The sequence below is a fragment of the Aurantibacter crassamenti genome, from assembly GCF_016811105.1.
In the GTDB taxonomy this organism is placed as follows: domain Bacteria; phylum Bacteroidota; class Bacteroidia; order Flavobacteriales; family Flavobacteriaceae; genus Aurantibacter_A; species Aurantibacter_A crassamenti.
The window spans coordinates 1,132,701-1,158,183 of the sequence record NZ_JAFBGM010000001.1; the positions used below are offsets into that span (position 1 = coordinate 1,132,701).

Consider the following 25,483-nt stretch of genomic DNA (forward strand, 5'->3'; position numbering starts at 1 on the left):
AAAGATGGATAAAAATAATAGAATTAAAAATCTATATTTTAGTATGACGATGACCTTAGTGGCTTCACTTTTTCACAGTGGGTTAAAAGCTCAAAGCTATATAGGTAGTGCAATGGATAATTATGGAGGTGTTCACTCATTATTAATTAACCCAGCAAATGTGTTTGATTCTCCATTTAGAACCGACATCAATCTAGTTTCAGCTAGTAGTTATTTAGGAAGTGATTATGTTGGTCTGTCTATTTCTGACATGATTTCTTCAGGTGGCGAATTTGATTTTGATGAAGACGCCAGTCGATATCCATTAGAAAACAACCATTTCTTTGCAAATGTAGATGTACTTGGTCCTTCATTTATGTTCAATATTGGAGAAAAACAAAGTATTGGGGTGACTACTAGAGTTAGAGGTTTATTTAATTTGAATAATATAGATGGTAACTTATATGAGAGTATATCTGAGGGTTTTGAAATAGGAAACAATTTTGATATTAACTCTAAAGATTTAAACACAACAGTTCATGTATTTTCTGAAATAGGGCTTACCTATGGTAGAGAAATTTTAAAAACTCAAACTCAGTTTTTAAAGGGTGGTGTTACATTTAAATATTTGATGGGTGCTGGTGGTATTTTTGCTGATTCACCAGAACTACAAGGAAACTTTAATGGCACTACAAACATATTAACTACACAAGGTTCTATTGCTTATGGTAATACATCAGATTTTGATACAGATTCTATAGAATTTAGTGATTTACAAAGTGGGTTTGGTATGGACTTAGGGCTTGTTTATGAATTTGGAAAAAGAATTATTGATGATACCGTACAGGGAAAAAGACAGCAACAATATAAATTAAAATTGGCAGTAGCTGTTACGGATATAGGAAGTGTTAATTATGCAAATAGTGAGCGTACAGATTATAATTTAAACGGAAATGTAAATGGATTAGAGTTTGAAACGAAAGACCTAGATGAGGTTTTAGATGATAATTATACAGGATCAACCACCACAGGTGATCAAAAAATTATGTTGCCAACAGCAATGCAAATTATGGCAGATTATTATATCGGTCAAAAATTCTATGTAGGTTTACATACGTCACTTTCAATGCGTAAAATAGGTAATAGTATAACCAATAATGTCATCAATACAGCAACATTAGCACCAAGATGGGAATCTAAATTATTTAGTATTTATTCACCAATAGGTTTACGTCAATACGGTGATTTAGCTTGGGGTCTTGGTCTTAGATTAGGTCCGCTAACGGTTGGATCTGGTTCAATATTCACAAATTTACTTTCTGATAATAGCAAAAATGCAGATTTTTATATTGGTTTAAAAGTTCCTTTATACAAAAAGATTGTATTCGATTAGTAGAATGCTATACCCCAATAAAATTAATATAAAAAAGAACCCGCTGAAAAAGCGGGTTTTTTTGTGCCCATGAATGATATTTGGTAATATTGTCAATTAAAATAGCATAATGATTTTACCTTTTGATGATACTTATTTTATGAAGAAAGCTTTGCAAGAAGCTGAAGAAGCATTTAATAAGGGCGAGGTTCCAGTAGGGGCTATTATTGTAGTTCAGGATCGAATCATAGCTAGAGCCCATAATCTTACCGAATTATTAAATGATGTTACTGCGCATGCTGAAATGCAGGCAATAACGGCTGCTGCAAATTTTTTAGGAGGAAAATATTTGCAGAATTGTACACTTTATGTAACGCTAGAGCCTTGTCAAATGTGCGCCGGCGCTTTGTATTGGAGTCAGATTTCAAAAATAGTATATGGAGCAACTGATGCAGAACGTGGATGTGGAGCAGTAGGAGCTAAATTACATCCGAAAACTGAAATAATTGGAGGCGTATTGGAAGAAGAATGTTCGGCTATCCTAAAAAGATTCTTTATTCAGAAAAGACATCTAAACTAAGAGTCTTCTGGTTTTTTAGGTTCTTTACCTTGCATACGTCGCACACTTTCATCGGTTAACATGTAATCTTTAAAGTTTTTGCCTTTACTTTCTTTAAACAAAAACAATGGCATTGCAACTAAAAAAATTAAGACCGTTCCTGCACCAATATATTTATCAGCCAAAGATTCTAAAGTAGTATCTAAAGAAAGTCCGTATGTAATTAACCCAATAGAAACTAGTACTAGAAAAAGAATAAAGTATCTCATGTTTTTGACTAAAATTATGTGCGCAATCTACTTAAAGTGACAATCGAGATTAGTTTGTAAAATTAAGAAGTTCCTTTCTATATGCAGTTAATAGTTTTGATTTTGAAATAAAACCAAAGTACTTTCCGTCTTTAATTACTGGTAAATTCCAAGCGCCACTTTCTTGAAATATTTGCATCACTTTTTGCATTGAATGTTTTTCATAGAAAATTGTAGCTGGTGGATCATGCATAAAAGCCGCAACAATAGTGGTTTTGTAAAGAGAACGATCAAACATAAATTCACGAATATCATCTAATAAAATAATACCTACCAAGTGTTCTTCTTCATCAACAACAGGAAAAATGTTTCGAGTAGATTTTGATACGGATTCATGTAGCATTTCTTCTAACAACATATTGGGGCGAACAACTTTGAAATTTTTCTCAATAACATCATCCAGTTGCATTACGTTTAGTACATTTTCATCTTTATCATGGGTTAATAAAGCGCCCTGTTTTGCCAGCTCGCGCGTATAAATCGTATGGTCCATTACCTGTTTTGTGGCTAAGTATGAAATTGAAGCAGTTATCATTAAAGGCACAAAGAGTTCATAACCACCAGTTATTTCAGCGATTAAAAAAATGGAAGTTAGTGGTGCGTGGAGTACTCCGGCAATAAGACCGGCCATGCCAATTAGCGTAAAATTACTTTCTGATACGGCAAAGCCCAATCCAGAATTATTAATAACCTTAGCCATTACGTTACCCAAAGCACTGCCCATTACCAATGTGGGTATAAAAATACCGCCAACCCCACCCGCAGCAAGTGTAGTAGTCATTGCAACCGCTTTAAAGATTGTTATACCAAATAAAAGTGCGATAACGACCCAAATATTATCTATGTACTTGTCAAAAGGGGTTTTACCTAATGCAGCAGTATGGTTGCCTTCTAATAAATTATTTATAAATCCGAAACCCTCACCATATAAAGGTGGAATAAAATAAAGCATAATACCAATAGCTAAACCGCCAACTAATAATTTGTATTTCGGACTCTTTAACGGCTCAAATAATTTGATAATGCCAAAATACATTCGCGTAAAGTATATTGAGGCCACAGCGGTACCAACGCCCAATAACACATAAAAAAAGGTGTCTTTTATTTCAAAACTTTGAACCAAAGAGAATTTGAAAAGCACTTCATTACCCATAAAGAAATAAGAAGTAAGTACACCCGAAATTGAGGCTAGTAAAAGAGGTAATACAGATAACATCGTCAGGTCTAAACTAAAGACTTCAACTGCAAAAATAATAGCAGCAATAGGAGATTGAAAAATCGATGCAATTGCACCTGTTGATGCACAAGCGATTAATAATGAGCGGGTTTTGGCGTTAATACGGAATGCCCTGCCCAAATTAGAGCTTATGGCTGCACCGGAGGCTACGGCAGGCCCCAATAACCCAACGGAACCTCCGAAACCAACAGTAAGAGGAGCAGCAATGAGTTGAGTGTATATTTGTTTTGGAGCTATAATACCCTTCTTTTTTGACAATGAAAATAAGATGGATGAAATAGCATGTTGTAGTTTTTCTTTATGTACAAATTTGACATAAAGAAAAACTATAAATAATCCGATAATGGGTAGAATGAAGTAAAGGCTATTTGATAGCAGAATACCTTTTTCAAGAATTGATTCTATAAAGTAGGTGACGTTTTTAAGGGTAACTGAAGCTAAGCCAGCTAACAAACCCACAACAATACTCATGATATACACAAAAGATTTGTGTGAGATATTCTTGTATCGCCATTTTAAAAATTTGACAAATAGTTTTTGTGCTTGGGTTGGCATTTATTGGGCGATTTACTTCTTAAAAGTATTAAAAAATCACGCTATTTCACTGCATACCCTTCTAAGATTGAATATCTAACTTCAAATTCAATTCTTTCAACTGTGCATCGTCAATTGCGGCAGGTGCATCAATCATCACATCTCTACCACTATTATTTTTTGGAAAAGCGATAAAATCACGAATAGTTTCTTGTCCACCTAAAATGGCTACCAAACGGTCTAGACCAAAAGCTAATCCGCCGTGAGGTGGTGCGCCATATTGGAAGGCATCCATAAGAAAGCCAAATTGCGCTTTCGCCTCTTCAGGTGTAAAACCTAAATGTTTGAACATTGTAGCTTGCATTTCTTTATCGTGAATACGAATAGAACCTCCGCCGATTTCATTTCCGTTTAAAACCAAATCATAGGCGTTGGCTTTTACAGCACCTGGGTCTGTATCTAACAATTCTAATTGCCCTGGTTTTGGAGAAGTAAATGGGTGATGCATGGCATGATAGTGGCCAGTTTCTTCATCTAATTCTAACAATGGAAAATCTATGACCCATAATGGTGCAAACTCCTCAGGGTTTCGAAGTTTTAAGCGTTCTGCCATCTCCATACGTAAGGCGCTTAATTGTGCTCTCACCTTGTTTGTATTGCCAGATAGTACACAAATTAAATCGCCTGGTTTTGCGCCAGTTGCTGCTGCCCATTTTGCAAAATCATCTTGATCATAGAACTTGTCAACTGAAGATTTAAAGGTGCCGTCATCATTACATCTACAATAAACCATACCCAAAGCACCTACCTGTGGTCTTTTGACCCAATCAGTAAGTTTGTCTATTTCTTTTCTGGTATAGCTATTTCCTCCAGGAACTGCAATGCCAACAACCAATTCCGCAGCATTAAATACATTAAAATCTTTATGCTGTGCAATTTCGTTTAACTCGCCGAATTCCATTCCAAAACGAATGTCAGGTTTGTCGTTACCATATTTTTTCATGGCATCATCAAAAGTCATTCTAGGAAAATTTTCAATTTCAATTCCCTTTACTTCTTTTAAAAGATGTTTTGTTAATCCTTCAAAAGCATTGAGAATATCTTCTTGCTCAACATAGGCCATTTCACAGTCTATCTGAGTGAATTCAGGTTGTCTGTCAGCACGTAAATCTTCATCTCTAAAGCATTTTACAATTTGAAAATACTTATCTAAACCACCAACCATTAGCAACTGCTTAAAGGTTTGAGGTGATTGTGGTAAAGCATAAAACTGCCCTTCATTCATGCGACTAGGCACAACAAAATCACGTGCACCTTCGGGTGTAGATTTTATTAAATATGGAGTTTCTACTTCGATGAAACCTTCATCAGAAAGGTATTTTCTAACCGCCATAGAAACCTTGCTACGAAAGATAAGACTGTCTTTTACGGGATTTCTTCTAATATCTAAATACCGATATTTCATGCGAATATCTTCGCCACCATCAGTTTCGTCTTCAATAGTGAAAGGAGGAGTTTTCGATTCGTTTAAAACGATAAGTTCTTCTACAAGTAATTCAATATTTCCCGTAGGAATATTGGGGTTCTTTGAAGCTCTTTCAATTACGGTGCCTTTTACTTGAATTACAAATTCACGACCCAAATCACGTGCTTGAGCAATAAGTGCGCTAGAGGTGCGATCTTCGTCAAATACCAATTGGGTGATGCCGTAACGGTCACGTAAATCTACCCAAGTTACAAAACCCTTGTCTCTTATTTTATGTACCCAACCTGAAAGGGTAACTACTTTGTTAATGTGAGATTCACTTAATTCTCCGCAAGTATGGCTTCGATACATTTGATTAATTTAAAGAGGCAAATTTAAGAAGTATTTATTAGTGTACTGGTTGATTTACATTAATATTTGCTGATGCGTATAGACTAACTAAAAATGGATATGGTTTACATTTAATTATATAATTGGAGTCCTTGATTGCTTCATTACTTTTTAAATCAACAATAAGGCACGTAAGAACATTAGAAAAAGTATAAGTAAGAAAATTCTTAAAATATTTCTTCGGTTTTATCGTTGATCTAATTAAGTTAAATAATAATATGCCTTTTACAGCATCTCATCCAGCAATAATATTACCACTTTTAAAAAGGGGTATGTTTTCAGTTTCTGGATTGATAATGGGTAGCATGATACCAGATTTTGAGTTTTTCATTAGATTGGAAGCAAAAGGGCCGCACGGACATACCTTCTGGGGAATATTTTGGATGAATATACCAGTAGCTTTATTGTGCCTAACGCTATTTCACGTTGTCGTTCGAAATCAATTAATTCTAAATCTACCTGATTATTTTAAAAAACGATTTGAAATATTTTTAGATTTTAATTGGATTTCATATGTAAAAGGGAACTTTTTCAGGGTAATTTTTTCCATTTTAATAGGGAATTTTAGTCACCTATTATGGGATTCATTTACTCATTTCGATGGTTTCTTTGTAACAAGAATATCCTTTTTCAATATAAAAATTGGTCCAATTCCATTATATCATATTTTGCAATACGCCTTTAGTCTTATTGGAGCAATAGCAATCTTGAAATTTATTTCAAAAATGCATACATATGAAATCAAAAATTACAAACCAATAAAAAATATGATGCTTTATTGGTTTTTAGTTATAGCAATAATGGTTTTAATTTATATTGTTAGGTATGATGTAGATGATTTTAAGGAATTTGGTGCTAGGATAGTTATTTTATGCGCTGGATTTTTAGCCGGACTCATTATCATTTCGATTCTTTATAAAATAATTTCTTCTAAAAATAATTTTACATTAATTAAAGAGTAATAAGTTAAAAAGCCCTAAATGCTACATTTAGGGCTTTTTCTAAGATATTTACTCTTTTTTCTAAGAAGCTGGTTCTATTATTGGAGTCTCTATCACTTTGTTTGTCTTAAGACTTCTCATCTTGGTCTTTATTCTATAGGTAATATTAAATAATACCGGTACAATAATCAAAGTTAAGAATGTAGCCACAATTAATCCGAAGATAACCGTCCATGCTAACGGTCCCCAGAAAACTACGTTGTCACCGCCAATATATATTTTAGGATCGAACTCTGAAAAGAGTGAAAAGAAATCAATATTTAATCCAATAGCCAAAGGTATTAAACCTAATACGGTGGTTATAGCTGTTAAAATTACAGGGCGTAATCTTGCCTTACCACTTTTGATAATAACAGCAGTAGCTTCATCCATAGGTAGTAAATCTTTGTCTTCTAAATCTAATGTCACTTTTTTTCTATCGATTAGAATTTGGGTGTAGTCTAATAGTACCACTCCGTTGTTTACAACTATACCTGCTAGAGAAATTATACCCATCATGGTCATCATAATCACAAATGACCAGCCAGTAACCATTAATCCGCCAAAAACGCCAATAAAGCTTAGGAAAATGGCAATCATTATAATTAGTGGTTTTGAAATACCACCAAATTGGAATATTAGAATTAGCATAATCAAAGCCAAGCCACCAAAAAATGCACCAACTAAGAATAACATTTGCTTATTCTGTTCTTCAATTTGACCAGTAAAATCAAGTTTAATGTCTTCAGGTAGCCCTTTGTAGTTTTCCATTTCTTTTTGAATCTCAGCTACAATGGCTCCGGCATCACTAAAACCAGGTTTTAACTGCGAATAAACAGTTACAACCCGCTTCTTGTTTTTGTGCTTTATAGCGCTAAATCCTGACGAATTTCGCTGTTTAGCAACAGCAGAAACGGGTACCTCTTTAATTTGACCAGATGCTGGATCTCTAAAAATGATATTCTGATTAAAAAGAGCACTTTTGTTATATCGAATATCTTCATTAAAACGAACATTTATATCATAATCTTCACCATTTACCTTGTAAACACCTGCTTTCTCACCAAATAAAGAACGCCGTAATTGCTGGCCGACTTGCCCAACAGAAACTCCTAATTCACCTGCTTTTTCGCGGTCAACTACAACTTCCATTGAAGGTTTACCTTTGTTGACATCAATTTTTAATTCTTCAATACCGGCAATATTCTTAGTGTTGATGAAGTTTCTGATGTCTTCAGCAGTATTAATGATTTCAGAATAGTCTTTACCTTGTAGTTCAATGTTTATAGGATAACCCGCTGGTGGGCCATTGGCTTCTTTCTCAACAGAAATACCTACACCAGGGTAAATACCCGTTAAAGCTTCTTGAATTTCACCGCGTAATATTTCTGTATCTCTGCCATTACGATATTTAAATTCTCGCATAGAAACAGTCACTTTACCTCTATGTGGCATTTCTGCAGTTGATCCACCATCTGTTTGAGGGTTACCGGCTCCTTCACCTACTTGTGATACAGCAGATTCTACCAAATAGTTATGCTCACCATCTCTGTATTTAGGTGCATTAGCTACTTCATACACTCTTTTTTCAATGGCTTTAGTTAGCTCATTGGTTTTTTCAATAGAGGTGCCTTGCGGGTATTCTATGTAGGCATAGATTTCATTCGGCTTATTGTCAGGGAAGAATTCTATTTTTGTTCGACCACTACCAATAGACATGCCGAATAACATGAATACGGCAATAAGTAAGGCTGTAGTTATTCCAAAATACCAGTATACATTTTTACCTCTTAGCGCGTGTTTAATTCTACGTTCATACCAGTTTTCAAAACGCACCATAGCTTTGTTCTGAAAATTAGTTGCCCATTTTTTAATGACATATTTGTATACCCAAAATTGAGAACCGGTAACTAATAAAACTGTACCTAAACCTCTCATGGCACCACCAAAAATTAGAATAAATAAACCGAAACCACCGAAAATAATACTAAGTCGAATTAGTTGTTTTTTAGAAAGTTCTTTTTCGTTGATGTCCATAAACTGCGAAACCAACATCGAGTTCATAAATATTGCCACAAATAATGACGACCCTAAAACAACTGATAGTGTAATTGGGAAATATTTCATGAATTGCCCAAAAATACCTGGCCAAAAAGCAAGAGGGACAAATGCCGCTACTGTTGTGATTGTTGAGATAATAATAGGAAATGCAATTTCACCAATACCTTTTTTTGCAGCTTCGGTTCTAGACATTCCTTCGCTCATAAGACGGTAAACATTCTCTACTACAACAATACCATTATCAACGAGCATACCTAGCCCCATAATCATTCCGAAAAGAATCATCGTGTTTAGGGTATATCCTAAAAGCGATAAAACCATAAAAGAAATGAACATAGACATAGGAATCGCAAACCCAACAAATAGTGCGTTTCTAAATCCTAAAAAGAACATTAATACCGTTACAACTAGTATAATACCGAAAATGATATTATTTACTAAATCATCAACTTGATTTAAAGTTCTTCCAGACGAATCATTAGCTATTGTAATATTTAAATCTTTAGGAAAATAGTTGGCTTCGGCCTCTTTTACTAATTCTCTAATCTTAGTAGTTGCCTCAATCATGTTACTGCCTGAACGTTTTTTAATATCAAGCATCACTACGCTTTCGCCATATTCACGAGCGAAAGTGGTTTTTTCCTTTTCATTAAAAGTTACCTTGGCAATATCTTTAAGATAAACAGCTCCGTTTTCAGATTTAATTACAAAACTCTCTAATTCTTTTGGGTCTTTTATTTCACCTAAGATTCGAATGGTTCTACGTTGATCGCCTGCTTTTAGATTGCCGGCAGACATAGTAGTATTGCCATTGCCAATAGCGCCTATAACGTCTTGAAAGCTAATTTTGGCAGCCATCATTTTATAAACATCAACCGCAATCTCTACTTCTTTATCTTGGGCTCCACGAATGCCAACCTCTTTTATTTCTTGAAGGTCTTCAATTTCATCTTGCATGTATTCTGCAAATTCCTTCAATTTTTCTACAGGATAATCTCCTGTAAAATTTACATTCATTATAGGGAATGACTCTGATAAGTTAAGGTCAAATACATTCGGTTCTAACTTGGCGTTGTTAAATGTAGGCCAGTCTTCACTAGATTTTTCACCATCAACCTCATCCTTTACCTTTTGTTTGGCTTGGTCTACGGTAAGTTTTTCATCAAATTCTATTGTAATTATCGAATAATCTTCTTGTGAGGTAGATGTTATTTTTACGACATTACTGATGTTTTTTAACTTGTCTTCTAAAGGGTCTGTAATAAGACGTTCCACATCTTCTGCTGTGTTTCCCGGATACGGCGTACTAACATAAATGTTGTTTTGTATTATTTCAGGAAAATCTTCCCTCGGCATAGATTGATACGACTGAAAACCTAGCCATAAGAAAATAGCAATCATAACATAAACAACAGAAGGGTTATCTATTGCCCAAGATGACAGACCAAATTCTTTGTCAGCATTCTTTTTCTGTTTGCTACTCATTGGAGTTGTTTTTTAGAATTTCAACATTCTGACCGTCTTTTACACTACGGGCACCTTCTTTTACTAATTGATCGCCATCAGAAATACCAGATAAAATTTCTACAACACTACCTTGTGTTTTACCTGTAACAATGATTTGTCTGTGAACTGAAGCATGATTTTCAGTGCCATTTGCTTTTGCTAAATACACATACTGATCGCCTTCAGCATTCTCAGAAATTATACTTTGAGGAATTAGAATAGCTTCAGCATTGCTGTAATCATTAAGATTTACCCTAGCAGTTAGGTTAGGTTTGATATTTCCATTTTTGTTCGGCACAGGTATTTCTACAGTAAAGGCTCTGTTGTTTGGATTAATAAAATTACCTGTTTGTCGAATTTTTGTATGAACAGAATCACCTAAAACCGGAAAATAAACTACAGCATCTTTTCCTTTCACAATGCCACTTAAATGAGTTTCAGGTACATCAACTTCAATGTACATGTCTGAAAGATTTACAATTCGAAATACCTCAGAACCAGGACCTGGAGATACTACGGTACCTTGATCCTTTATTACATTGTCAATAATGCCAGAAAACGGAGCTCTAATAGTTGATTTTCCTAGTTGACTTTCAGCTTGTTTAATTGCGCTTTCGTTAGCCTCATACTGCGCTTTCGCTTGTAAATATTGAATTTCAGAACCAATTTTTTGTTCCCATAAACGCTCTTGACGCTCAAAGGTGGTTTTTGCTAATTCAGTTTGTGTTCTTAGTTGCGCAATTTGACTGCTCATTCCGCCATCATCAATGGATGCTAGAATTTGACCCTTACTCACTTTTTGTCCTTCTTTAACATATACGCGTTGCAGTGTTCCGGACATTTCAGGATAAATTAGAACATTCTGTTTTGTTTTTACGTTACCTTGTAATTCAAGATAATGATTGAAATTTTGCGCAGTAGCTATTACAGTAGTTACCAGTGGTAATTTCTCTTCACCAGATTTAGAAGCAATAGCAGAATCGATTAACTGTATATTAGCAGTAAGTTGCTGTTGTTGAATTGAAAATTCAGATTTTTTAGCTCTTAATGACTCAAGGTTTCCGTTTGCTATAACATCATCTATCGATGTTGGTTGGTTACCTCCACAGGAAACCAATAGCACTGTGACGATAAGAAAATATGAAATGTTTCTCATTTTGTGGTTGTTTTTATGTTGATGTATTGTTGTAAAAAGCATTAATTATTTATAATTGTTTCTAAATTCGTTTTCTTATTGATGACTTCTATCATTGATTGTAAGTAGCCTTGTTGTGCGTCGTATAATTGAGTTTGAGCTTGTCTTAATTCAAAGCTGCTTGCTAAACCTTCAGTATACTTTATTTGATTTTTATTTTCAATACGTTCAGCAAGATTTAGATTATTCTTTGCGGTGTCATATTGTTCAATAGCCAAGGTGTATTCGCTTTTAGCACCTTCTAATTGAAGTCTTATATTTTCTTCGGCTTCAATAAGTTGTGTTTTTGCTTTTTCTAGGGCAATTTTCGCTCTAGCGGTAGTAGCAGATCTTTTAAATGAGCTAAAGATGGGTATGTTTAAATCAAGCCCAATGATTGATGAGCCAAACCATTGTTGCTCGCTTTTTAAGAAATTGAAATTGTCAGCATAAGCCGAAGTGCCGTAATTAGCAAAGGCGTTGAGCGTTGGTAAAGCACGACTTTTTGCCAATTTATGTTCAAAAAAACGCTGTTCATTTAAATTAAGCGCCAATTTGTAGTCAACGTTATTTGCAATATTAAAATCTGTTTCAACTAAACCGGGCTCAACTTGTTTTTGAGCTAGATTGTCTAGATTTTCAGAAAGTTTTGTTGGGGCATCAATTGCAATTCCCATAATAACATTTAGCATTTGAAGGGTGATACCTTCAAGTCTAATGGCATTTTTCAATTGGTTATCAACAGATGAAAGTGTAATTTGTAACTGCTCAACACTTTCTTCATCACCCAAGCCATTTTCAAAAAGTTTCTGGGTTTCATAAAGATTTTTTTCTAGTGCTTCTATGTTCTTTTCAAAGATTTGAACACTTTCTTTAGCAAGTAAAACATTTCCGTAAGCTTCGGTAACCGCTTTACGAACATCTATTTCAGTTTTCTCTTTATTATTTGCACTGTATCTTAAAAAAGCTTTAGTTGCTTGTACACCTACAATATAAGAGCCATCAAAAATTTGTTGTGTTAAGGTTGCAGTGGCGCTTGCAGATTGGGGTTGTCCAAAAACCACTTCAGCAAATGTGCCAGGTTCACCTCCAAATATCTCGGCAGGGATAACTGAAACTGGTTGTTTTAACTGATTTTGATAGCTTACTGCTGCATTAATTTGTGGAAGACCAGTAGCAATGGTTTCCCATTTTTGCTTTTGGGCATCTTCAATATCTCTATTGGCATTAATGGCGCTGTAGTTGTTTTCTAATGCAAATGCAATCGCTTCTTCTAAGGTAAAGTTTGATGTATTAACAACTTGTTCTTGGGCAAAGCCAAAACTAATTGCAAAAAAGGTTAGTAATAGTATAAAATGATTTCTCATTATTCGTGGTTTGAATTGATAATTGTATTTAAAATTTTTCTTCCCTTAGGTGTTACAATACCACGTAAGTGATATTCTAGATATTCGTCCATTAGGGTAGCTATAGGGAATTTGCTAATTGGAAATAGGCGCTGATCTTTTATACTAGTTACGCCAGAAAAATAAATTCTAGAGACAAAGTCAATATTTAAATTCTCCCGATATATTTCTAGTTCAATGCCTCTTTTTATATTAACAACTACACATTCTTGCATTTTTTCGTATTGCTGCTCTTTAATCGATTCATGTATTTTAGGATAATATTTTTGCAACTGGTACTGTGGAGATGATTTTTCATCTTTAAGATGCATTAGAGCAAACTTTTTAATGGAATACAACTCTTCAATAGGGTTTTTGCCAAGAGAACAAATATGATCAATACCTTCTGATACGGTACAAAATAGCTGTGTTGTACTTTCTTCTATTAAGTGTGTTTTGTTTTTAAAATGTGAATAAATAGTCTTTTTTGAAATGCCCATCTCATTGGCTAAATCATCCATTGTAACACTCTTAAACCCTAAGTTTAAGAACATGTCAGTTGCCTTTTCTAAAATTTTTTCTTTCATAATCGGGCACAAAGATACTTTAGGAAACTTAAAAAACAATTAAAGTTTCCAAAGTTTTACGTTTTTTTAACATTTATTTTGATATTTATCATTGTTTTTCTTGTTGATTGCGCTCAACATAGTTGTTAAAGGCATTTTCACCTTCTTCTTTCCAGTAGGCATCATAAAATTCCCATTTAGAGAAGTCACTTCTACAACCTTTAAAGTGATTCTTTTTATCATGTTTTAACGATTTTTTAGACTTGCTTTTATGACCTTTTCCTTCAAGGTTTCCGAATAAAATTTTTGCCATCACCAAAATACCAACTGCCTTCCAATAGCTTAAGATGGGTAAGCCAAATACATCTGGCATAAGCCAATTCCATAATAACATAAAACAGTATCCAAATAGCAATAAGAAAAGTATTGCCGCAATTATCATAAAAAGGATTTTGAAAGCTTTTTTAAAAATTTTCTCAGTTTTGGTTTTAACCTTATGCTCTATATACTTATCCATATTTTTTAGTTTTAATTTATATTTTTTTAATTGTATTAGATTTTGATTCTCGCGATTCTAATTGAGTTAACAATAGTGATAATGCTCTGTGCCGTCTAGACATTAGCGTACCTATAGGAATGTTTGTTTCAAATGCTATTTCATTATAAGTGTAGCCTTCAAAGTCAATGGCGATTATAATATTTCTGTATAATGGTTTTAAGTTGCCAATTGCTTTTTTTAGTGCTAACTGCATGTCTTCAGAATAGCTATTATCTATTTTTCCATATAAAAGCTCAGTAAAATCAGAAAGGCGTTTTTCTAAATCTTCTTCAAGACTGGTTTCATTTTTCTTTTTCCGCATTAGGTCTATTACCTTATTTCGAACGGAATTATAAACAAAACCAGCTATGTTATCTATTGGTGATAGACTGTCAGCACGTGAAAATAATTTCAATGCTACATCTTGAATAATATCACCTGCATCACGATCTGTAGTATCATCAATTCGCGATTTAGCATACGCTTTTAACGAATGATATTCATCATCGAAAAATGATCTTAAGTTTTTATAATTTTCTGAATTCGGTGGCATTCAAAAGTGGTTTGCAAATAACTTCACTGATAAAGACGAAACTTTTCAAAGCTATTGCATTTTTAAATGAACTTTTTTAAAATTTAGGTTGATTGACCATTCACCATTGTTTTTGTTAAAATGGATGTATTTTTGGTTAAAATTTCAGCAATGCAGACTATTGAAGCTTATAGAAGCTCGTTTATTACATATCTTGAAAATCAATTAGCGACCAAAGAGCCGAAAAATCTTTACGACCCAATTAATTATATTTTAGGGTTAGGTGGCAAACGACTACGGCCTGTACTTACATTAATGTCTGCGGAAATATTTGGTACAGATTACAAAAAAGCACTAGATGCAGCCTTAGCAATAGAGGTTTTTCATAATTTTTCTTTGATTCATGATGATATTATGGATGATGCCCCTTTACGCCGTGGTAATGAAACTGTACATGAGAAATGGGATATTAATACAGGAATTCTTTCAGGTGATGCCATGCTAATTGGGGCCTATCAATTATTTGAAAATTATGAAGGGGATACTTTTCGTCAATTGGCACAATTGTTTAGTAAAACTGCCCTTGAGGTTTGTGAGGGGCAACAATATGATATCGATTTTGAAACCCGAGATGATGTAACTATTCCTGAGTATTTAAAAATGATTGAATACAAAACTGCGGTTTTAGTAGCTGCAGCTTTAAAAATGGGAGGTATTATTGCAAATGCCTCATTAGAATTGCAGAATAGTATTTATGATTTTGGACGAAACTTAGGCATTGCATTTCAATTGCAAGACGATTATTTAGATGCATTTGGTGATCCAAAAACCTTTGGCAAACAAATAGGGGGTGATATTATTGAGAATAAAAAGACATTTTTGTATTTGACAGCCCTAGAAATTGCCGCCGCTGAACAACAAAAAGAACTTCAAGATTTATTTTCTTTTCAACCAAAAAACCCTTCGGATAAGATTGAATTGACCAAAAGTATTTTTGTAGAATCGGGCGCTGTAACTGCTATACAGCAAGAAATTGAACGATATACCAAAAATGCCTTTGCAGATCTCAATCAACTTTCTATTTCAGAAGAAAAGAAAAATCTACTTAAAGAGTTTGGCGAGAATTTGATGCGGCGTAAAGTTTAATTCAACTGGTACCGAACCCCAAAAAAGCCTCTAATTCCTTGGTTTGGTCCATAAACATAAGATGGGTCAAAGGTTAAGGCGTATGGGTTATCTGCAGTAGCTATAGCATTTCCATTGTTGTCAAAATCTACGTTTCGATCAAAAGGGTCATTCGCACGTGCTATGATAAATGGATTGCCGTGGTTTGGTGTCCAATTAAGCAAGTTTTTTACGCCACCATAGAATTCAAAATCTTTAATTCCTTTATAGGTGAATTGTATGTTTTGAATACTCCAGATGGGAGAGAAATCACTTCGTGGATCATTTTGTCCTAATGTGGGCAATCGCATTGGTCCGTATAAGTTTCCGGTATAATCAACAGCCAATTTAAGACTATGAAAATTGTACCCAAGACTCCATGTTCCGGTATAACTTTCTGTTAGAATTTGACGACTTGAAATTCCGTTTTCAGTTTGTCGTACATCTTGAAAAGTACCACCTAGTAAAAATTTAAATCCCGAAGGTAGCGATGCATCAATATTAATGCTAACACCTTGTGATACTGATTTTCCATCTAAGTTATTGTAGATAATTTGATTAGGATTGGTGTCGTAATCAGGTAAAATAGCGTTGCTAAAATTGGTGTAAAACAACGAGGCGTCTATATTTACAAAGCTACCATTGCTGGTGTATATTTTTTTTAAATAATTCAGATTGATATTATAAGATTGCTCTGGCTCAAGTGTTTCAGATACTATAACATCTCGTGCCCCAGTAAGTGCAGCATGTTCTTCAGTAAATAAATTAACTACTCTAAAACCTGTACCCGCATTTAAACGCAGTATATCATTGTCGGTTATTTTCCAACGATAAGCGGTTCTGGGGGTGAAAATGTTTCCGTGTCTACTGTCATAATCATAACGCATACCCAGTAATAGCGAATGTTGTCTTGCGAGATTTATTTCATCTTGAACAAAAAGACTCGGAATTATAACTTCATCAGCATTAACAGTAGCCGTAGTATTATCATTGTAGAAATTGTAACGTAAAGCAGTGCCAGCCAAAATATCATGTGCACCTATTTTTTTGTCCCATGTTAATTGTGTGAATCCGATTCGTTGATCTGCAATATAGGCTACATCACCATACACTGAATTTTGGCTATGGTCATTGTAAGAAAATGATAAAAGTAATTTTTCTTTTACTGGTAATTGATATTTACCTAACACCTCCCATCTTCTGGTGTAAATGCTTTCACCATAAATTTCATCACCACCTCTAAATTCAGGTGTCCATTGTAATTCACCACCCCAACGGTCTTCGTAAAAGAATCTTCCTGCTAATGAAAAAACACGATTATTATCACGTTGAAAACTCCATTTTTGAAAAACTGAAATACGATCTTGCAATGTTAGGTCAGTGAAGTTATCATTGTTATTGTCAATTAATTCATTAAAATTAAAATAATTGATACTCAATAACATAGTAGCCTTTTTGCCTACATTAAATTTTGTTCCTATATCAAGATTATATTCTCCCCAACCTGTAACAAAAGAATCTGCAAAAAATTCAGGAGCCTCTAATGTGCTTTTCGTAATTATATTTATTAATCCACCAACGGCTTCGCTACCATAAAGGCTTGAAGCAGGGCCCTTAACAATTTCTATTTGTTCAATTAGTGAATTTGGAATTCCAGATAGGCCATATACGGTACCTAGGCCGCTTACAATTGGCATACCATCAATTAAAACTAAAGTATACGGGCCTTCCAATCCATTGATGTGAATATCACCAGTGTTGCAAACATTGCAATTGATTTGTGGGCGCACTCCATTTACGTTTTGTAGGGCTTCGAAAATACTTGCTGTTGGATTTTTTTTAAGAAATGTTGGGCTATATACTTCAACTGGCACGGGGCTTTCTGAACGACTCACTGCTTTTAATGTTCCAGATACAACAGTTTCTTCTAATTGTTCAGAAGCGGCGTTTAAATTTAATTGAAGTGTTAGCTTTTCATTTTCAGATATTGAAACTTTTTTTGAAAGTGTGTGATAGCCTAAGAACTTTACTATAAGTGTATATTTTCCTGAGGGAATATGTTGTAAAATAAATTGTCCTTTTTCATTTGATGAAGTACCAATAGTGGTTCCTTCAAGATACACATTGGCAAACGGAATTGTAGCTAGGTCATCAGATATAGATCCTTGAATTTCGCCATTTTGAGCTGAAATTGAGTTGGTGACAAAACAAAAAATAAGGGTAAAATAATAAATATAATTTTGCTTCATCTAAATTAAAGTATTGGTCTGTAATAAATAAATATTTAGACAAACCTAAAACATTTATTTTATTAATAAAAATGTATTTTTGCAAAACAGTTTTTGTGCTTTTTAGAGTTAATTGAAAAAATCAACAAATGACACTTTCAGAAGAAGATTATATAAAGGCTATTTATCACCTAGGTAAAGGTGATAATACTACCGTGTCAACCAACTCGGTGGCTGAAATGGTAGAAACAAAACCTTCTTCGGTTACTGATATGGTTAAGAAGCTTTCAGATAAAGGTGTGGTAAATTATAGGCCATATAAAGGTGTTAATCTCACAGAATATGGGCAGAAAATTGCGCTTACTCTAGTTCGAAAGCATCGTCTATGGGAAGTTTTTTTAGTAGAAAAACTAGGTTTTTCATGGGATGAGGTACATGAAGTTGCTGAACAATTAGAACATATTAAAAGTGAAAAATTGATTGATCAGTTAGATAAGCATTTGGGGTACCCACAAGTAGATCCACATGGTGACCCAATACCCTCTAAAACAGGTGAGTTTAAGAAGACAATTAAGAAGTTGTTGATTGATATACCCGTGGGTACTAGTGGTATTTGTGTAGGTGTGAAAGACTCTTCACCTCCATTTCTCAAATTCTTAGATAAAAATAAAATTGCTTTAGGTGATACTATTTTAATAGTAGATAAAGAAGAGTTTGATGGTTCTTTTAATATTCAAATAAATAAAAAGAACATTCATATTTCTAATCAAATTGCAAGTAATTTATACTTGAAAATATCAGAATAATTATGCAAGGAATAATTGAATATTTTGAATCTATTAATCCAATTTTGGCCGCATTTTATGCGACCTTATTTACATGGGGTTTAACTGCTGCGGGGGCGGCCTTAGTATTTTTGTTTAAGAGTCCAAGCCGTTCTGTAATGGACGGAATGTTAGGATTTACAGGTGGAGTAATGGTTGCAGCAAGTTTTTGGAGTCTCTTGGCGCCAGGTATTGAAATGAGTCCGGGTGAGGGTTTTGTAAAAGTAATTCCAGCCGCTGTTGGGTTTTTTCTAGGGGCGCTTTTTCTATTTGGACTAGATAAAATTTTACCGCATTTACATTTAAATTTTAAAGAAGCCGATGCTGAGGGAATGAAAACACCCTGGCACAAAACCACTCTATTAACCCTAGCAATTACTTTACATAATATACCAGAAGGTTTAGCTGTGGGCGTACTTTTCGGAGGTGTAGCTGCTGGTTTTGATGGCGCAACAATTGGTGGTGCTGTCGCTCTTGCACTTGGTATTGGGTTACAGAATTTTCCAGAAGGTTTCGCTGTAGCCATGCCATTGAGAAGACAAGGATTAAGTCGGTGGAAAAGTTTTCAATACGGTCAAGCATCTGCCTTAGTTGAACCAATTGCAGCTGTAATTGGTGCTTGGGCTGTATTAACGTTTCAGCCTATATTGCCTTATGCACTTTCATTTGCAGCAGGTGCAATGATATTTGTTGTAGTTGAAGAAGTGATTCCTGAAACGCAGCAAGACAAACACTCAGATATTGCCGTTATGGGTTTTATAGGTGGTTTTATTGTTATGATGACCTTAGATGTTGGTTTAGGGTAATGTCATAAATCACAATAGATTTAAAAATATACTTTGCATAGAACAAATTAAAAATTTGAACGTTTACAAATTGAGTTCGGTAACTTTGTAAATAGATGGCAAATAAGAAAAATAATTGGTTATGGAATATTTTAATCGTGGTAACGATTATTATAAGTATTCTCGCTTTTACAGCTCACTATAAAAACTGGACAGAGATTAAGCCTAATAGTTTTCGAGTACTTTCAGGTATTTATTATGAGAAATTCAATTTTTCAGAAGTAGATAGTGTTGAGTTTGTAGAGCGTATTCCGCCAATGCAACGTCTAAATGGCTTTTCTGCTTTTGAAGTTGGTAAAGGTGTTTATCAAGAATTTAAGGATTCACTTACAGATAAAAAGGCTTTAGTTTTTATTGATAATTTTGAGAGAAGAAAAATTCGATTAGTGAAAAAAGATGCTTCTCAGTTTTTTATTAATTTAAAGGATTCAGTCGAAACTGATCAGTTATTTTTATTATTTCAATCAAAACTGGAGGGTCTTAACTCCACAGAGTAATTCATTTATCCTGCATTTAATATTCTCGAAATAGGATTCATTGTTTTTTAGATAATTATAATTTTGGCAATTATTATGCTTTGTTCATTTGCATAATTAATTGTAATATTAACGTAATAAATTAATTAAAAAAGTAGAAATGGATACGAAAGATGTTGCTAATAAATTGGTTGCTTGGTGTAAAGAAGGTGATTTTCAATCACCATATCAAGAATTGTATAGCCCTAATATTGTGAGCATTGAAAATGACGGTACAAGTGAAGGTGGGCGAGTAGAAGGTTTTGAAGGTATAAAACAAAAAGGAGAATGGTGGGCAGAGAACTTTGAAGTACATAATACTACAGTATCAGAGCCAACGGTCGCAGAAAATTGGTTCGCTGTAAAATTTGAGATGGATACAACGCACAGACCATCAGGTATGCGTTCAACAACATCTGAAATTGCGGTCTATGAAGTGAAAGATGGTAAAATTGTAAAAGAGCAATTTTTTTATGATGAGCAATAGTGTTTACTTATAAGTAAGTATCTTAATTACACCACTTGCTCCTCTTACGCCATAGAATGCTGCATCTGAATTAGAAAGTGCTTGTATTTTTTTAACATTTACACTTTCGACAAGTCCTGTTAACGATTCAAATGAATTACCTACTGCATATCCATTAAGAATATAAAGTGGTTCAATATTTGATTGAATTGAGCTTTCACTTTTTGTAAATACTGGCACGCCATTTTTTAATATTACACCTGGTAATCTTTGGATACGGCTAAGTAATGTGACGGAAGCCCTATTCTTTTGTTCAAAAGTTTCTTCAGTTTGTGGTGCTTCAGAATTAATTTTTGAAGTTGTCTTACAACTCAAAAGAGTAAGGCCAATGCTAAGAAAAATTAGATATCTCATATTATATAAGTTTTAAGGTGCAAATTGAAAGTGTAATATAAGGTAATTTGTTCGCTATTTTTTGTTTGTCACCTTTATGTGTGTTGAATTTATGCTAGCGAAACCTTTTGAATAATTAGATTAGAGTAAAATTTAGAATTATGGTTTTATTGGCTCAATTTATAGGTGCACTTTATGGTCTTTTAGCTGTGATTTTCGGAGCATTTGGTGCGCATGCATTAAAAAAGAGGTTCTCTGAAAATCAACTTAAAAGTTTTGAGACAGGGGTGAAATACCAAATGTATCATGCATTATTACTGCTAATTTTAAGTTTTAACCTTAATTTAGATACTGCGCTAGAAAAGAAAATGATTTACAGTTTTATTGTAGGAATTTTTCTTTTTTCCTTTAGTATTTATGGGCTTACTATAAGTGCTTCAAAAGGTAAGAAAATGAAATTTCTAGGCCCTATAACTCCAATTGGTGGTTTATTTTTAGTTTCAGGTTGGGGTATGTTATTATATACTTTTATAAAAAACTTAGTTTGATCTGTTGAAAAGTCGTAAATTATTGCTAGAAACTTAATTCAATTTTAGTATTATGCCTTATTTAGTTTTCTGATAATTGTTTAAATAATTGAGACTGCTAACAAATCGTTTGTTTTTTAACTATGACTAACTTTTAATTCAAACTTACCCCCAATTAGAATAAGTTGGAATCAGCCATTTTAAAGATTAAGCGAAGTATTGACTATTAATTTAGTGAGCTTATGATACTTTTCAATAAATTTCGAAAATTAGTAATAGGCTTTTTATTATTTGGTTTTTGTTCTGTAACTGCTCAAAAACAATCTTCTACAAACAAAGAGCTTGACTCCATAATGAAATTGGCATTTGATAAGGTAGTCTCACATAATTACTTTGAATCATTTAAATTGGCAGAGCGCGTAAAAGAGTTAGCTCTTGAGTCAAATGAAATATATTATTTGGCTTTGGCAGAAGACCTCATTTCTGGAGCGCATACTGATATGTATAATTATTCAACGGCTATTTCGTACCAACTAAAATCAATTGAACATAGTACTTTAATAAAAGACCTAAGCCTTCTTACTGTCGGGTATTCAAACCTTGCCCACAGATATATGCTTTTAGATGATTTTGATAATAGTAATGAAAGCATAAAAAAAGTTGAAGAATTAGATGATAAAAATCTATATAATACAAGGTTGTATGTGTATGAAACCAAAGTGATGTCATTATACAAACAACGCATGTTTGACTCACTTGTTACAGTTGCAAAAGCAGGGTTAAAGCAATTAGAGTTTGAGAAAAATAAAAGATTGGCTGATCCAAATTTTATACCAAATGACTGGAGAGAATTAATGGATGAAAGATTATTGGTGACTTTTGAGCTCTATCTAGCTTACGGACTTTTTGAGACCAATAAAGTGGTAAGTCATGCAAATAGCCTTTTAAATAAACATAAGAATAAAAAATTAGAAGAAATTCTTTACGCGAGTGTTCGTATTTATGAAAATTACCACAGGATATTTGCTTATAAAGAGCAGTACTTTTTAAATCTGCCAATTAAAAATTTTGATTCAATACAGTATTATAAGATTAAGCAAGAAGAATATTTCACCAATGCTGTTGATTATTTAAAGAAATCATCACAGTATAAAACTGATTATTTAACGCAAGCTATTGAAAGTGAAAACCAAGTAGAACGGTTGAAATTGATAACGGAAAACAGGGTCAACGAGATTCAATTTAACAGGAGGGTTAGTTATCTGTTCGGTTTTTTAACTTTATTGGCATTATCCTTTGTCGTTTTTTATAAACGAGCAATTTCTCAGATTAAGAAGAGTAATGCATCTTTAGATCAAGCTGATGTTGATTTAAAAAAGTTGTATTTAAATTGTGATAGATTTTTAGCTGTGGTAAGTAATGAGATTCGAACTCCGTTATATACTTTAGAACAACTTATTGCAACCGTGCCTATAAACGATAATGAAATAGAAGATGAATTGATATTGGCGAACTACTCTTTAATGAATTTAAGGCATTCTATTAATAATTCATTGCAGTATTCTAAACTGAATTATTTTAACGACAATGATGAATTAATTAATCGACCGGTAAATTTAAAAGACCTTTTAGATGGGTTAAATATGAACTTCAAGTCCATGTTGATAGCCAATCAAGTGCAACTTAAAGTGAATTACAATGGCGACAACAATATATTCGACTTTGAGAGGGCAAAAGTGGCATTAGTACTAAATAACTTGGTAAAAAATGCAATTGAAAAAGATGATGTTACACAGGTTGAAGTGAATGTCAGTGAGCGATATTTAGGTCGAAGTAGATCTTTACTTACCTTTTGTGTAGAAGATGACGAAAGTATTATTAGTCAAGATGATTTAACTTATGTTGAAAGAGGTAAGCTGGTTTTTGAAGATAAGAACACTACAAAAGGTGTGAGGTTGGGGCTAATTCTTAGCAATCAGTTACTAGCATTGTATGGTTCTAAATTAAAATTTTCAGGCGACCAAGAGCATAATATTGTGTCTTTTGAATTAAAATTAGCAATTTCAAATAAAAAGAAAATAGCTTCAAACAAATCGAGTTCTAAAAAGTCAAATATTTTATACGTCGATGACAATCAGTTGAATTAATAGGCTATATAAATAGATCTATTGGTTTAGTAAGGTATAAGGTGTATGCGTTTTTTGATGACTCTCTAACTAAAAGTCATATAGAATTTTTATAAGTTGTCTCATTAGTTTATTTCTTCAGTAGCAGAAAATTCTTTTATAGCCTGGTTGGGTTCAATGATATTGTAACCGCTCCAAAATTCTGCATTATATGATGGCATATAAGTAGGAAGGATATCTTTTTTTTCTTCAAAAGCATCAAAATCCGAATTACTGATATTTTCTGTGTCAAATACCACCACTTCGTTTTTGTCAATATTTCTAAATGCAAAATCTATATTTCCTGAGAGTTCGTTTTGTTTATTTCTTCCTTTAACAACTTTATTTAATTCAATAATTTTCAGGGGGCGGTCTATACCCATTCTATTTCCATTTTCTGATTCAAAATAACGTAATCCGTATCGATTGTCATTTCCTTTAGAAAAAATAATTTTTCCTTTAGATAAGTATTGATTTAGTGAAACGCCAAGTAATTTAAAGGTTTTTATGGGTTTTACATTTTCATAGTCTACGCGAATTAATGCAAAATCATCAGAATTAATATAGAGTGTACCTTTGTAATCTTCCGATCGTTTTGGTTTGAAATCTATGACGTAAACAGCATCTTCACCTAAATAAACAAAATCTTGAAGGGTAAATTCATATCGGCCTGATTTGTTTAAAAAGTTCAAATCGGTATCATCAGTAATGGGTAAGGTATTTAAAATTTCACCTAATGCTTTTCTACGGTAATTAGTAAAATTCTTTTTGCGTTCTTCTTCATTCTTTTTAGTTTTTGCCAATTGTTCATTTACAGCAGCAACATCAGTAGAGTCAACCTCTTCTTCAAAAATTTCATCGGTATCTACTTTGGTGCCAAATAAACCAGACTTAATTTTAAAATAAGAATCTGTTTTTATATTTTTCTTTAGAATTTCATTGAACTTTTTCTCCACTTTTTCAAAATCAAGTTCCATATTTTTATCGTATAATTCAGACGCCTTTATTAAATTCAGCTTCTGTTTTTCATCCTCATAATTACCATAAAGATCACCTAAGACCTCAGTGTAATAACTATTACTCTCCGGAACGGTTTTAATTATACTATCAAGAAATTTTTTATTCAATGCCTCAATTGTAGATTTTTTCAATGAAAAATCATTTTTAAGCATTCGCTGAAATGATGATTTTCTAAAGAATAATCTTTTTTTGGTTAGATCAAAATTGTAGTTCTTTTCAATGTTATCATTTACAAGATCTATAATCTCATCAGCTGTATATTGCTTGTTACTCACTAAAACCTCTTTAAGTTCTATAGCGCTTGGTGATAAGTAAATTACCTTTTCGTCAAAAGTGTTGATAGGGCGGGCTATTAATTCATAGCCTAAGCATGAGATAAATAATGAGTCAGTTTCTTTTGCGTTCTTTTCGAGTAGAATGCTGAATCTACCTTCTTCATTTGTAATTGCGCCTTTTTTGTTGGCCCATTGTACGGTAACATACGGAATAGGTTTTTGCGTAACCGAATCAATTATTTTTGAACTTATGGCCTGCGCGTTAATTTTAGAAATAGGAGCAAAACCAAGTAAAATAAATACGAGTAAAGTATAAATACGCATACAGTAACAATTGGATTTAAACAAAACAAAGAATAGCAAATGAAAGTAGTATGCTTTTTTTGTTTTTCTTAGGATGGTTTTATTGTTTATTTAACGAACCTAATTGTAGATTCAGGTATTTGGTAGACGT

The 25,483-nt window shown here is 33.4% G+C and carries 22 protein-coding genes; 10 read left to right on the forward strand and 12 right to left on the reverse strand.

What is annotated here, in order from left to right; all coding sequences use genetic code 11:
- Nucleotides 1-4: 4 nt before the first annotated feature.
- Complete coding sequence (locus JQC67_RS04695; protein WP_238934474.1) at nt 5-1,372, forward strand: DUF5723 family protein; 1,368 nt, start codon at nt 5-7, stop codon at nt 1,370-1,372.
- Nucleotides 1,373-1,481: 109 nt separating this feature from the next.
- Nucleotides 1,482-1,931, forward strand: a complete 450-nt coding sequence (locus JQC67_RS04700) for a nucleoside deaminase (protein ID WP_203251700.1) — start codon at nt 1,482-1,484, stop codon at nt 1,929-1,931.
- Here the strand turns inward: JQC67_RS04700 and JQC67_RS04705 are convergent.
- The 3 genes from JQC67_RS04705 to aspS form a co-directional block, all read right to left on the reverse strand.
- The gene (locus tag JQC67_RS04705; RefSeq protein ID WP_203251701.1) at nt 1,928-2,179 is read right to left on the reverse strand and encodes a hypothetical protein; all 252 of its coding nucleotides are present in this window, start codon (nt 2,177-2,179) and stop codon (nt 1,928-1,930) included. The two genes, JQC67_RS04700 and JQC67_RS04705, sit on opposite strands and share 4 nt — an antisense overlap.
- A gap of 49 nt (nt 2,180-2,228) precedes the next feature.
- Nucleotides 2,229-4,010: a chloride channel protein gene (locus tag JQC67_RS04710; RefSeq protein WP_203251702.1), complete on the reverse strand. Its 1,782-nt coding sequence runs from the start codon at nt 4,008-4,010 to the stop codon at nt 2,229-2,231.
- A 61-nt stretch (nt 4,011-4,071) separates the two neighbouring features.
- Entirely contained in the window at nt 4,072-5,826 is a 1,755-nt protein-coding gene (aspS, locus tag JQC67_RS04715; protein WP_203251703.1) for an aspartate--tRNA ligase, read from the reverse strand.
- A 257-nt stretch (nt 5,827-6,083) separates the two neighbouring features.
- On the opposite strand from aspS, the gene JQC67_RS04720 reads away from it, so the two are divergent.
- Nucleotides 6,084-6,827, forward strand: coding sequence for a DUF4184 family protein (locus JQC67_RS04720; protein WP_203251704.1), 744 nt, complete (start codon nt 6,084-6,086; stop codon nt 6,825-6,827).
- 60 nt (nt 6,828-6,887) lie between these two features.
- Here JQC67_RS04720 and JQC67_RS04725 read toward each other — a convergent pair whose 3' ends face one another.
- From JQC67_RS04725 to JQC67_RS04750, 6 genes are all read right to left on the reverse strand, one after another.
- On the reverse strand, nt 6,888-10,391 hold the full coding sequence (locus tag JQC67_RS04725) for an efflux RND transporter permease subunit (RefSeq protein WP_203251705.1): 3,504 nt from the start codon (nt 10,389-10,391) through the stop codon (nt 6,888-6,890).
- A complete protein-coding gene (locus JQC67_RS04730) occupies nt 10,384-11,568 on the reverse strand; it encodes an efflux RND transporter periplasmic adaptor subunit (protein WP_203251706.1) in 1,185 nt (394 codons plus the stop codon). The genes JQC67_RS04725 and JQC67_RS04730 overlap by 8 nt, the downstream gene beginning before the upstream one ends.
- Nucleotides 11,569-11,609: 41 nt before the next feature.
- Entirely contained in the window at nt 11,610-12,953 is a 1,344-nt protein-coding gene (locus JQC67_RS04735; protein WP_203251707.1) for a TolC family protein, read from the reverse strand.
- Nucleotides 12,953-13,558 carry a TetR/AcrR family transcriptional regulator gene (locus tag JQC67_RS04740; protein ID WP_203251708.1) on the reverse strand — a complete coding sequence of 202 codons (606 nt, stop codon included), beginning with the start codon at nt 13,556-13,558 and terminating at the stop codon, nt 12,953-12,955. The genes JQC67_RS04735 and JQC67_RS04740 overlap by 1 nt, the downstream gene beginning before the upstream one ends.
- 88 nt (nt 13,559-13,646) lie before the next feature.
- On the reverse strand, nt 13,647-14,054 hold the full coding sequence (locus JQC67_RS04745) for a hypothetical protein (protein WP_203251709.1): 408 nt from the start codon (nt 14,052-14,054) through the stop codon (nt 13,647-13,649).
- A gap of 16 nt (nt 14,055-14,070) precedes the next feature.
- The gene (locus JQC67_RS04750; protein ID WP_203251710.1) at nt 14,071-14,628 is read right to left on the reverse strand and encodes an RNA polymerase sigma factor; all 558 of its coding nucleotides are present in this window, start codon (nt 14,626-14,628) and stop codon (nt 14,071-14,073) included.
- Nucleotides 14,629-14,778: 150 nt separating this feature from the next.
- Here JQC67_RS04750 and JQC67_RS04755 point away from each other — a divergent pair, with 150 nt between their 5' ends.
- A complete protein-coding gene (locus tag JQC67_RS04755) occupies nt 14,779-15,753 on the forward strand; it encodes a polyprenyl synthetase family protein (protein WP_203251711.1) in 975 nt (324 codons plus the stop codon).
- On the opposite strand, the gene JQC67_RS04760 is transcribed toward JQC67_RS04755, so the two are convergent.
- Nucleotides 15,750-18,020, reverse strand: a complete 2,271-nt coding sequence (locus tag JQC67_RS04760; protein WP_203251712.1) for a TonB-dependent receptor — start codon at nt 18,018-18,020, stop codon at nt 15,750-15,752. The genes JQC67_RS04755 and JQC67_RS04760 overlap by 4 nt on opposite strands.
- A 128-nt stretch (nt 18,021-18,148) precedes the next feature.
- Between JQC67_RS04760 and JQC67_RS04765 the strand changes: the two genes are divergently transcribed.
- From JQC67_RS04765 to JQC67_RS04780, 4 genes are all read left to right on the forward strand, one after another.
- Nucleotides 18,149-18,805 carry a metal-dependent transcriptional regulator gene (locus JQC67_RS04765; RefSeq protein ID WP_203251713.1) on the forward strand — a complete coding sequence of 219 codons (657 nt, stop codon included), beginning with the start codon at nt 18,149-18,151 and terminating at the stop codon, nt 18,803-18,805.
- Nucleotides 18,806-18,807: 2 nt separating this feature from the next.
- On the forward strand, nt 18,808-19,629 hold the full coding sequence (locus JQC67_RS04770; RefSeq protein WP_203251714.1) for a ZIP family metal transporter: 822 nt from the start codon (nt 18,808-18,810) through the stop codon (nt 19,627-19,629).
- A 95-nt stretch (nt 19,630-19,724) separates the two neighbouring features.
- Entirely contained in the window at nt 19,725-20,165 is a 441-nt protein-coding gene (locus tag JQC67_RS04775) for a hypothetical protein (protein WP_203251715.1), read from the forward strand.
- Nucleotides 20,166-20,304: 139 nt separating this feature from the next.
- Nucleotides 20,305-20,670: a nuclear transport factor 2 family protein gene (locus JQC67_RS04780; protein WP_203251716.1), complete on the forward strand. Its 366-nt coding sequence runs from the start codon at nt 20,305-20,307 to the stop codon at nt 20,668-20,670.
- A gap of 3 nt (nt 20,671-20,673) precedes the next feature.
- On the opposite strand, the gene JQC67_RS04785 is transcribed toward JQC67_RS04780, so the two are convergent.
- On the reverse strand, nt 20,674-21,063 hold the full coding sequence (locus tag JQC67_RS04785) for a hypothetical protein (RefSeq protein WP_203251717.1): 390 nt from the start codon (nt 21,061-21,063) through the stop codon (nt 20,674-20,676).
- 140 nt (nt 21,064-21,203) lie between these two features.
- Between JQC67_RS04785 and JQC67_RS04790 the strand changes: the two genes are divergently transcribed.
- Together JQC67_RS04790 and JQC67_RS04795 are read left to right on the forward strand one after the other, a co-directional pair.
- Nucleotides 21,204-21,590 (forward strand): DUF423 domain-containing protein, encoded by a 387-nt coding sequence (locus JQC67_RS04790; RefSeq protein WP_203251718.1) that lies wholly within the window; start codon nt 21,204-21,206, stop codon nt 21,588-21,590.
- Nucleotides 21,591-21,811: 221 nt separating this feature from the next.
- Complete coding sequence (locus tag JQC67_RS04795) at nt 21,812-23,716, forward strand: sensor histidine kinase (protein ID WP_203251719.1); 1,905 nt, start codon at nt 21,812-21,814, stop codon at nt 23,714-23,716.
- Nucleotides 23,717-23,820: 104 nt separating this feature from the next.
- On the opposite strand, the gene JQC67_RS04800 is transcribed toward JQC67_RS04795, so the two are convergent.
- Entirely contained in the window at nt 23,821-25,353 is a 1,533-nt protein-coding gene (locus JQC67_RS04800) for a carboxypeptidase-like regulatory domain-containing protein (protein ID WP_203251720.1), read from the reverse strand.
- Between the last annotated feature and the right edge of the window lie 130 nt (nt 25,354-25,483).

Excerpts from the sequence above, each read along its gene's own strand:
- JQC67_RS04735 (WP_203251707.1), bottom strand. The coding sequence starts at position 12,953 with ATGAGAAATCATTTTATACTATTACTAACCTTTTTTGCAATTAGTTTT.
- JQC67_RS04800 (WP_203251720.1), bottom strand. The coding sequence starts at position 25,353 with ATGCGTATTTATACTTTACTCGTATTTATTTTACTTGGTTTTGCTCCT.
- JQC67_RS04695 (WP_238934474.1), top strand. The coding sequence starts at position 5 with ATGGATAAAAATAATAGAATTAAAAATCTATATTTTAGTATGACGATG.
- JQC67_RS04730 (WP_203251706.1), bottom strand. The coding sequence starts at position 11,568 with ATGAGAAACATTTCATATTTTCTTATCGTCACAGTGCTATTGGTTTCC.
- JQC67_RS04775 (WP_203251715.1), top strand. The coding sequence starts at position 19,725 with ATGGCAAATAAGAAAAATAATTGGTTATGGAATATTTTAATCGTGGTA.
- JQC67_RS04720 (WP_203251704.1), top strand. The coding sequence starts at position 6,084 with ATGCCTTTTACAGCATCTCATCCAGCAATAATATTACCACTTTTAAAA.
- JQC67_RS04755 (WP_203251711.1), top strand. The coding sequence starts at position 14,779 with ATGCAGACTATTGAAGCTTATAGAAGCTCGTTTATTACATATCTTGAA.
- JQC67_RS04700 (WP_203251700.1), top strand. The coding sequence starts at position 1,482 with ATGATTTTACCTTTTGATGATACTTATTTTATGAAGAAAGCTTTGCAA.
- JQC67_RS04705 (WP_203251701.1), bottom strand. The coding sequence starts at position 2,179 with ATGAGATACTTTATTCTTTTTCTAGTACTAGTTTCTATTGGGTTAATT.
- aspS (WP_203251703.1), bottom strand. The coding sequence starts at position 5,826 with ATGTATCGAAGCCATACTTGCGGAGAATTAAGTGAATCTCACATTAAC.
- JQC67_RS04745 (WP_203251709.1), bottom strand. The coding sequence starts at position 14,054 with ATGGATAAGTATATAGAGCATAAGGTTAAAACCAAAACTGAGAAAATT.
- JQC67_RS04795 (WP_203251719.1), top strand. The coding sequence starts at position 21,812 with ATGATACTTTTCAATAAATTTCGAAAATTAGTAATAGGCTTTTTATTA.
- JQC67_RS04780 (WP_203251716.1), top strand. The coding sequence starts at position 20,305 with ATGGATACGAAAGATGTTGCTAATAAATTGGTTGCTTGGTGTAAAGAA.
- JQC67_RS04770 (WP_203251714.1), top strand. The coding sequence starts at position 18,808 with ATGCAAGGAATAATTGAATATTTTGAATCTATTAATCCAATTTTGGCC.
- JQC67_RS04710 (WP_203251702.1), bottom strand. The coding sequence starts at position 4,010 with ATGCCAACCCAAGCACAAAAACTATTTGTCAAATTTTTAAAATGGCGA.
- JQC67_RS04740 (WP_203251708.1), bottom strand. The coding sequence starts at position 13,558 with ATGAAAGAAAAAATTTTAGAAAAGGCAACTGACATGTTCTTAAACTTA.
- JQC67_RS04785 (WP_203251717.1), bottom strand. The coding sequence starts at position 21,063 with ATGAGATATCTAATTTTTCTTAGCATTGGCCTTACTCTTTTGAGTTGT.
- JQC67_RS04725 (WP_203251705.1), bottom strand. The coding sequence starts at position 10,391 with ATGAGTAGCAAACAGAAAAAGAATGCTGACAAAGAATTTGGTCTGTCA.
- JQC67_RS04765 (WP_203251713.1), top strand. The coding sequence starts at position 18,149 with ATGACACTTTCAGAAGAAGATTATATAAAGGCTATTTATCACCTAGGT.
- JQC67_RS04750 (WP_203251710.1), bottom strand. The coding sequence starts at position 14,628 with ATGCCACCGAATTCAGAAAATTATAAAAACTTAAGATCATTTTTCGAT.
- JQC67_RS04790 (WP_203251718.1), top strand. The coding sequence starts at position 21,204 with ATGGTTTTATTGGCTCAATTTATAGGTGCACTTTATGGTCTTTTAGCT.
- JQC67_RS04760 (WP_203251712.1), bottom strand. The coding sequence starts at position 18,020 with ATGAAGCAAAATTATATTTATTATTTTACCCTTATTTTTTGTTTTGTC.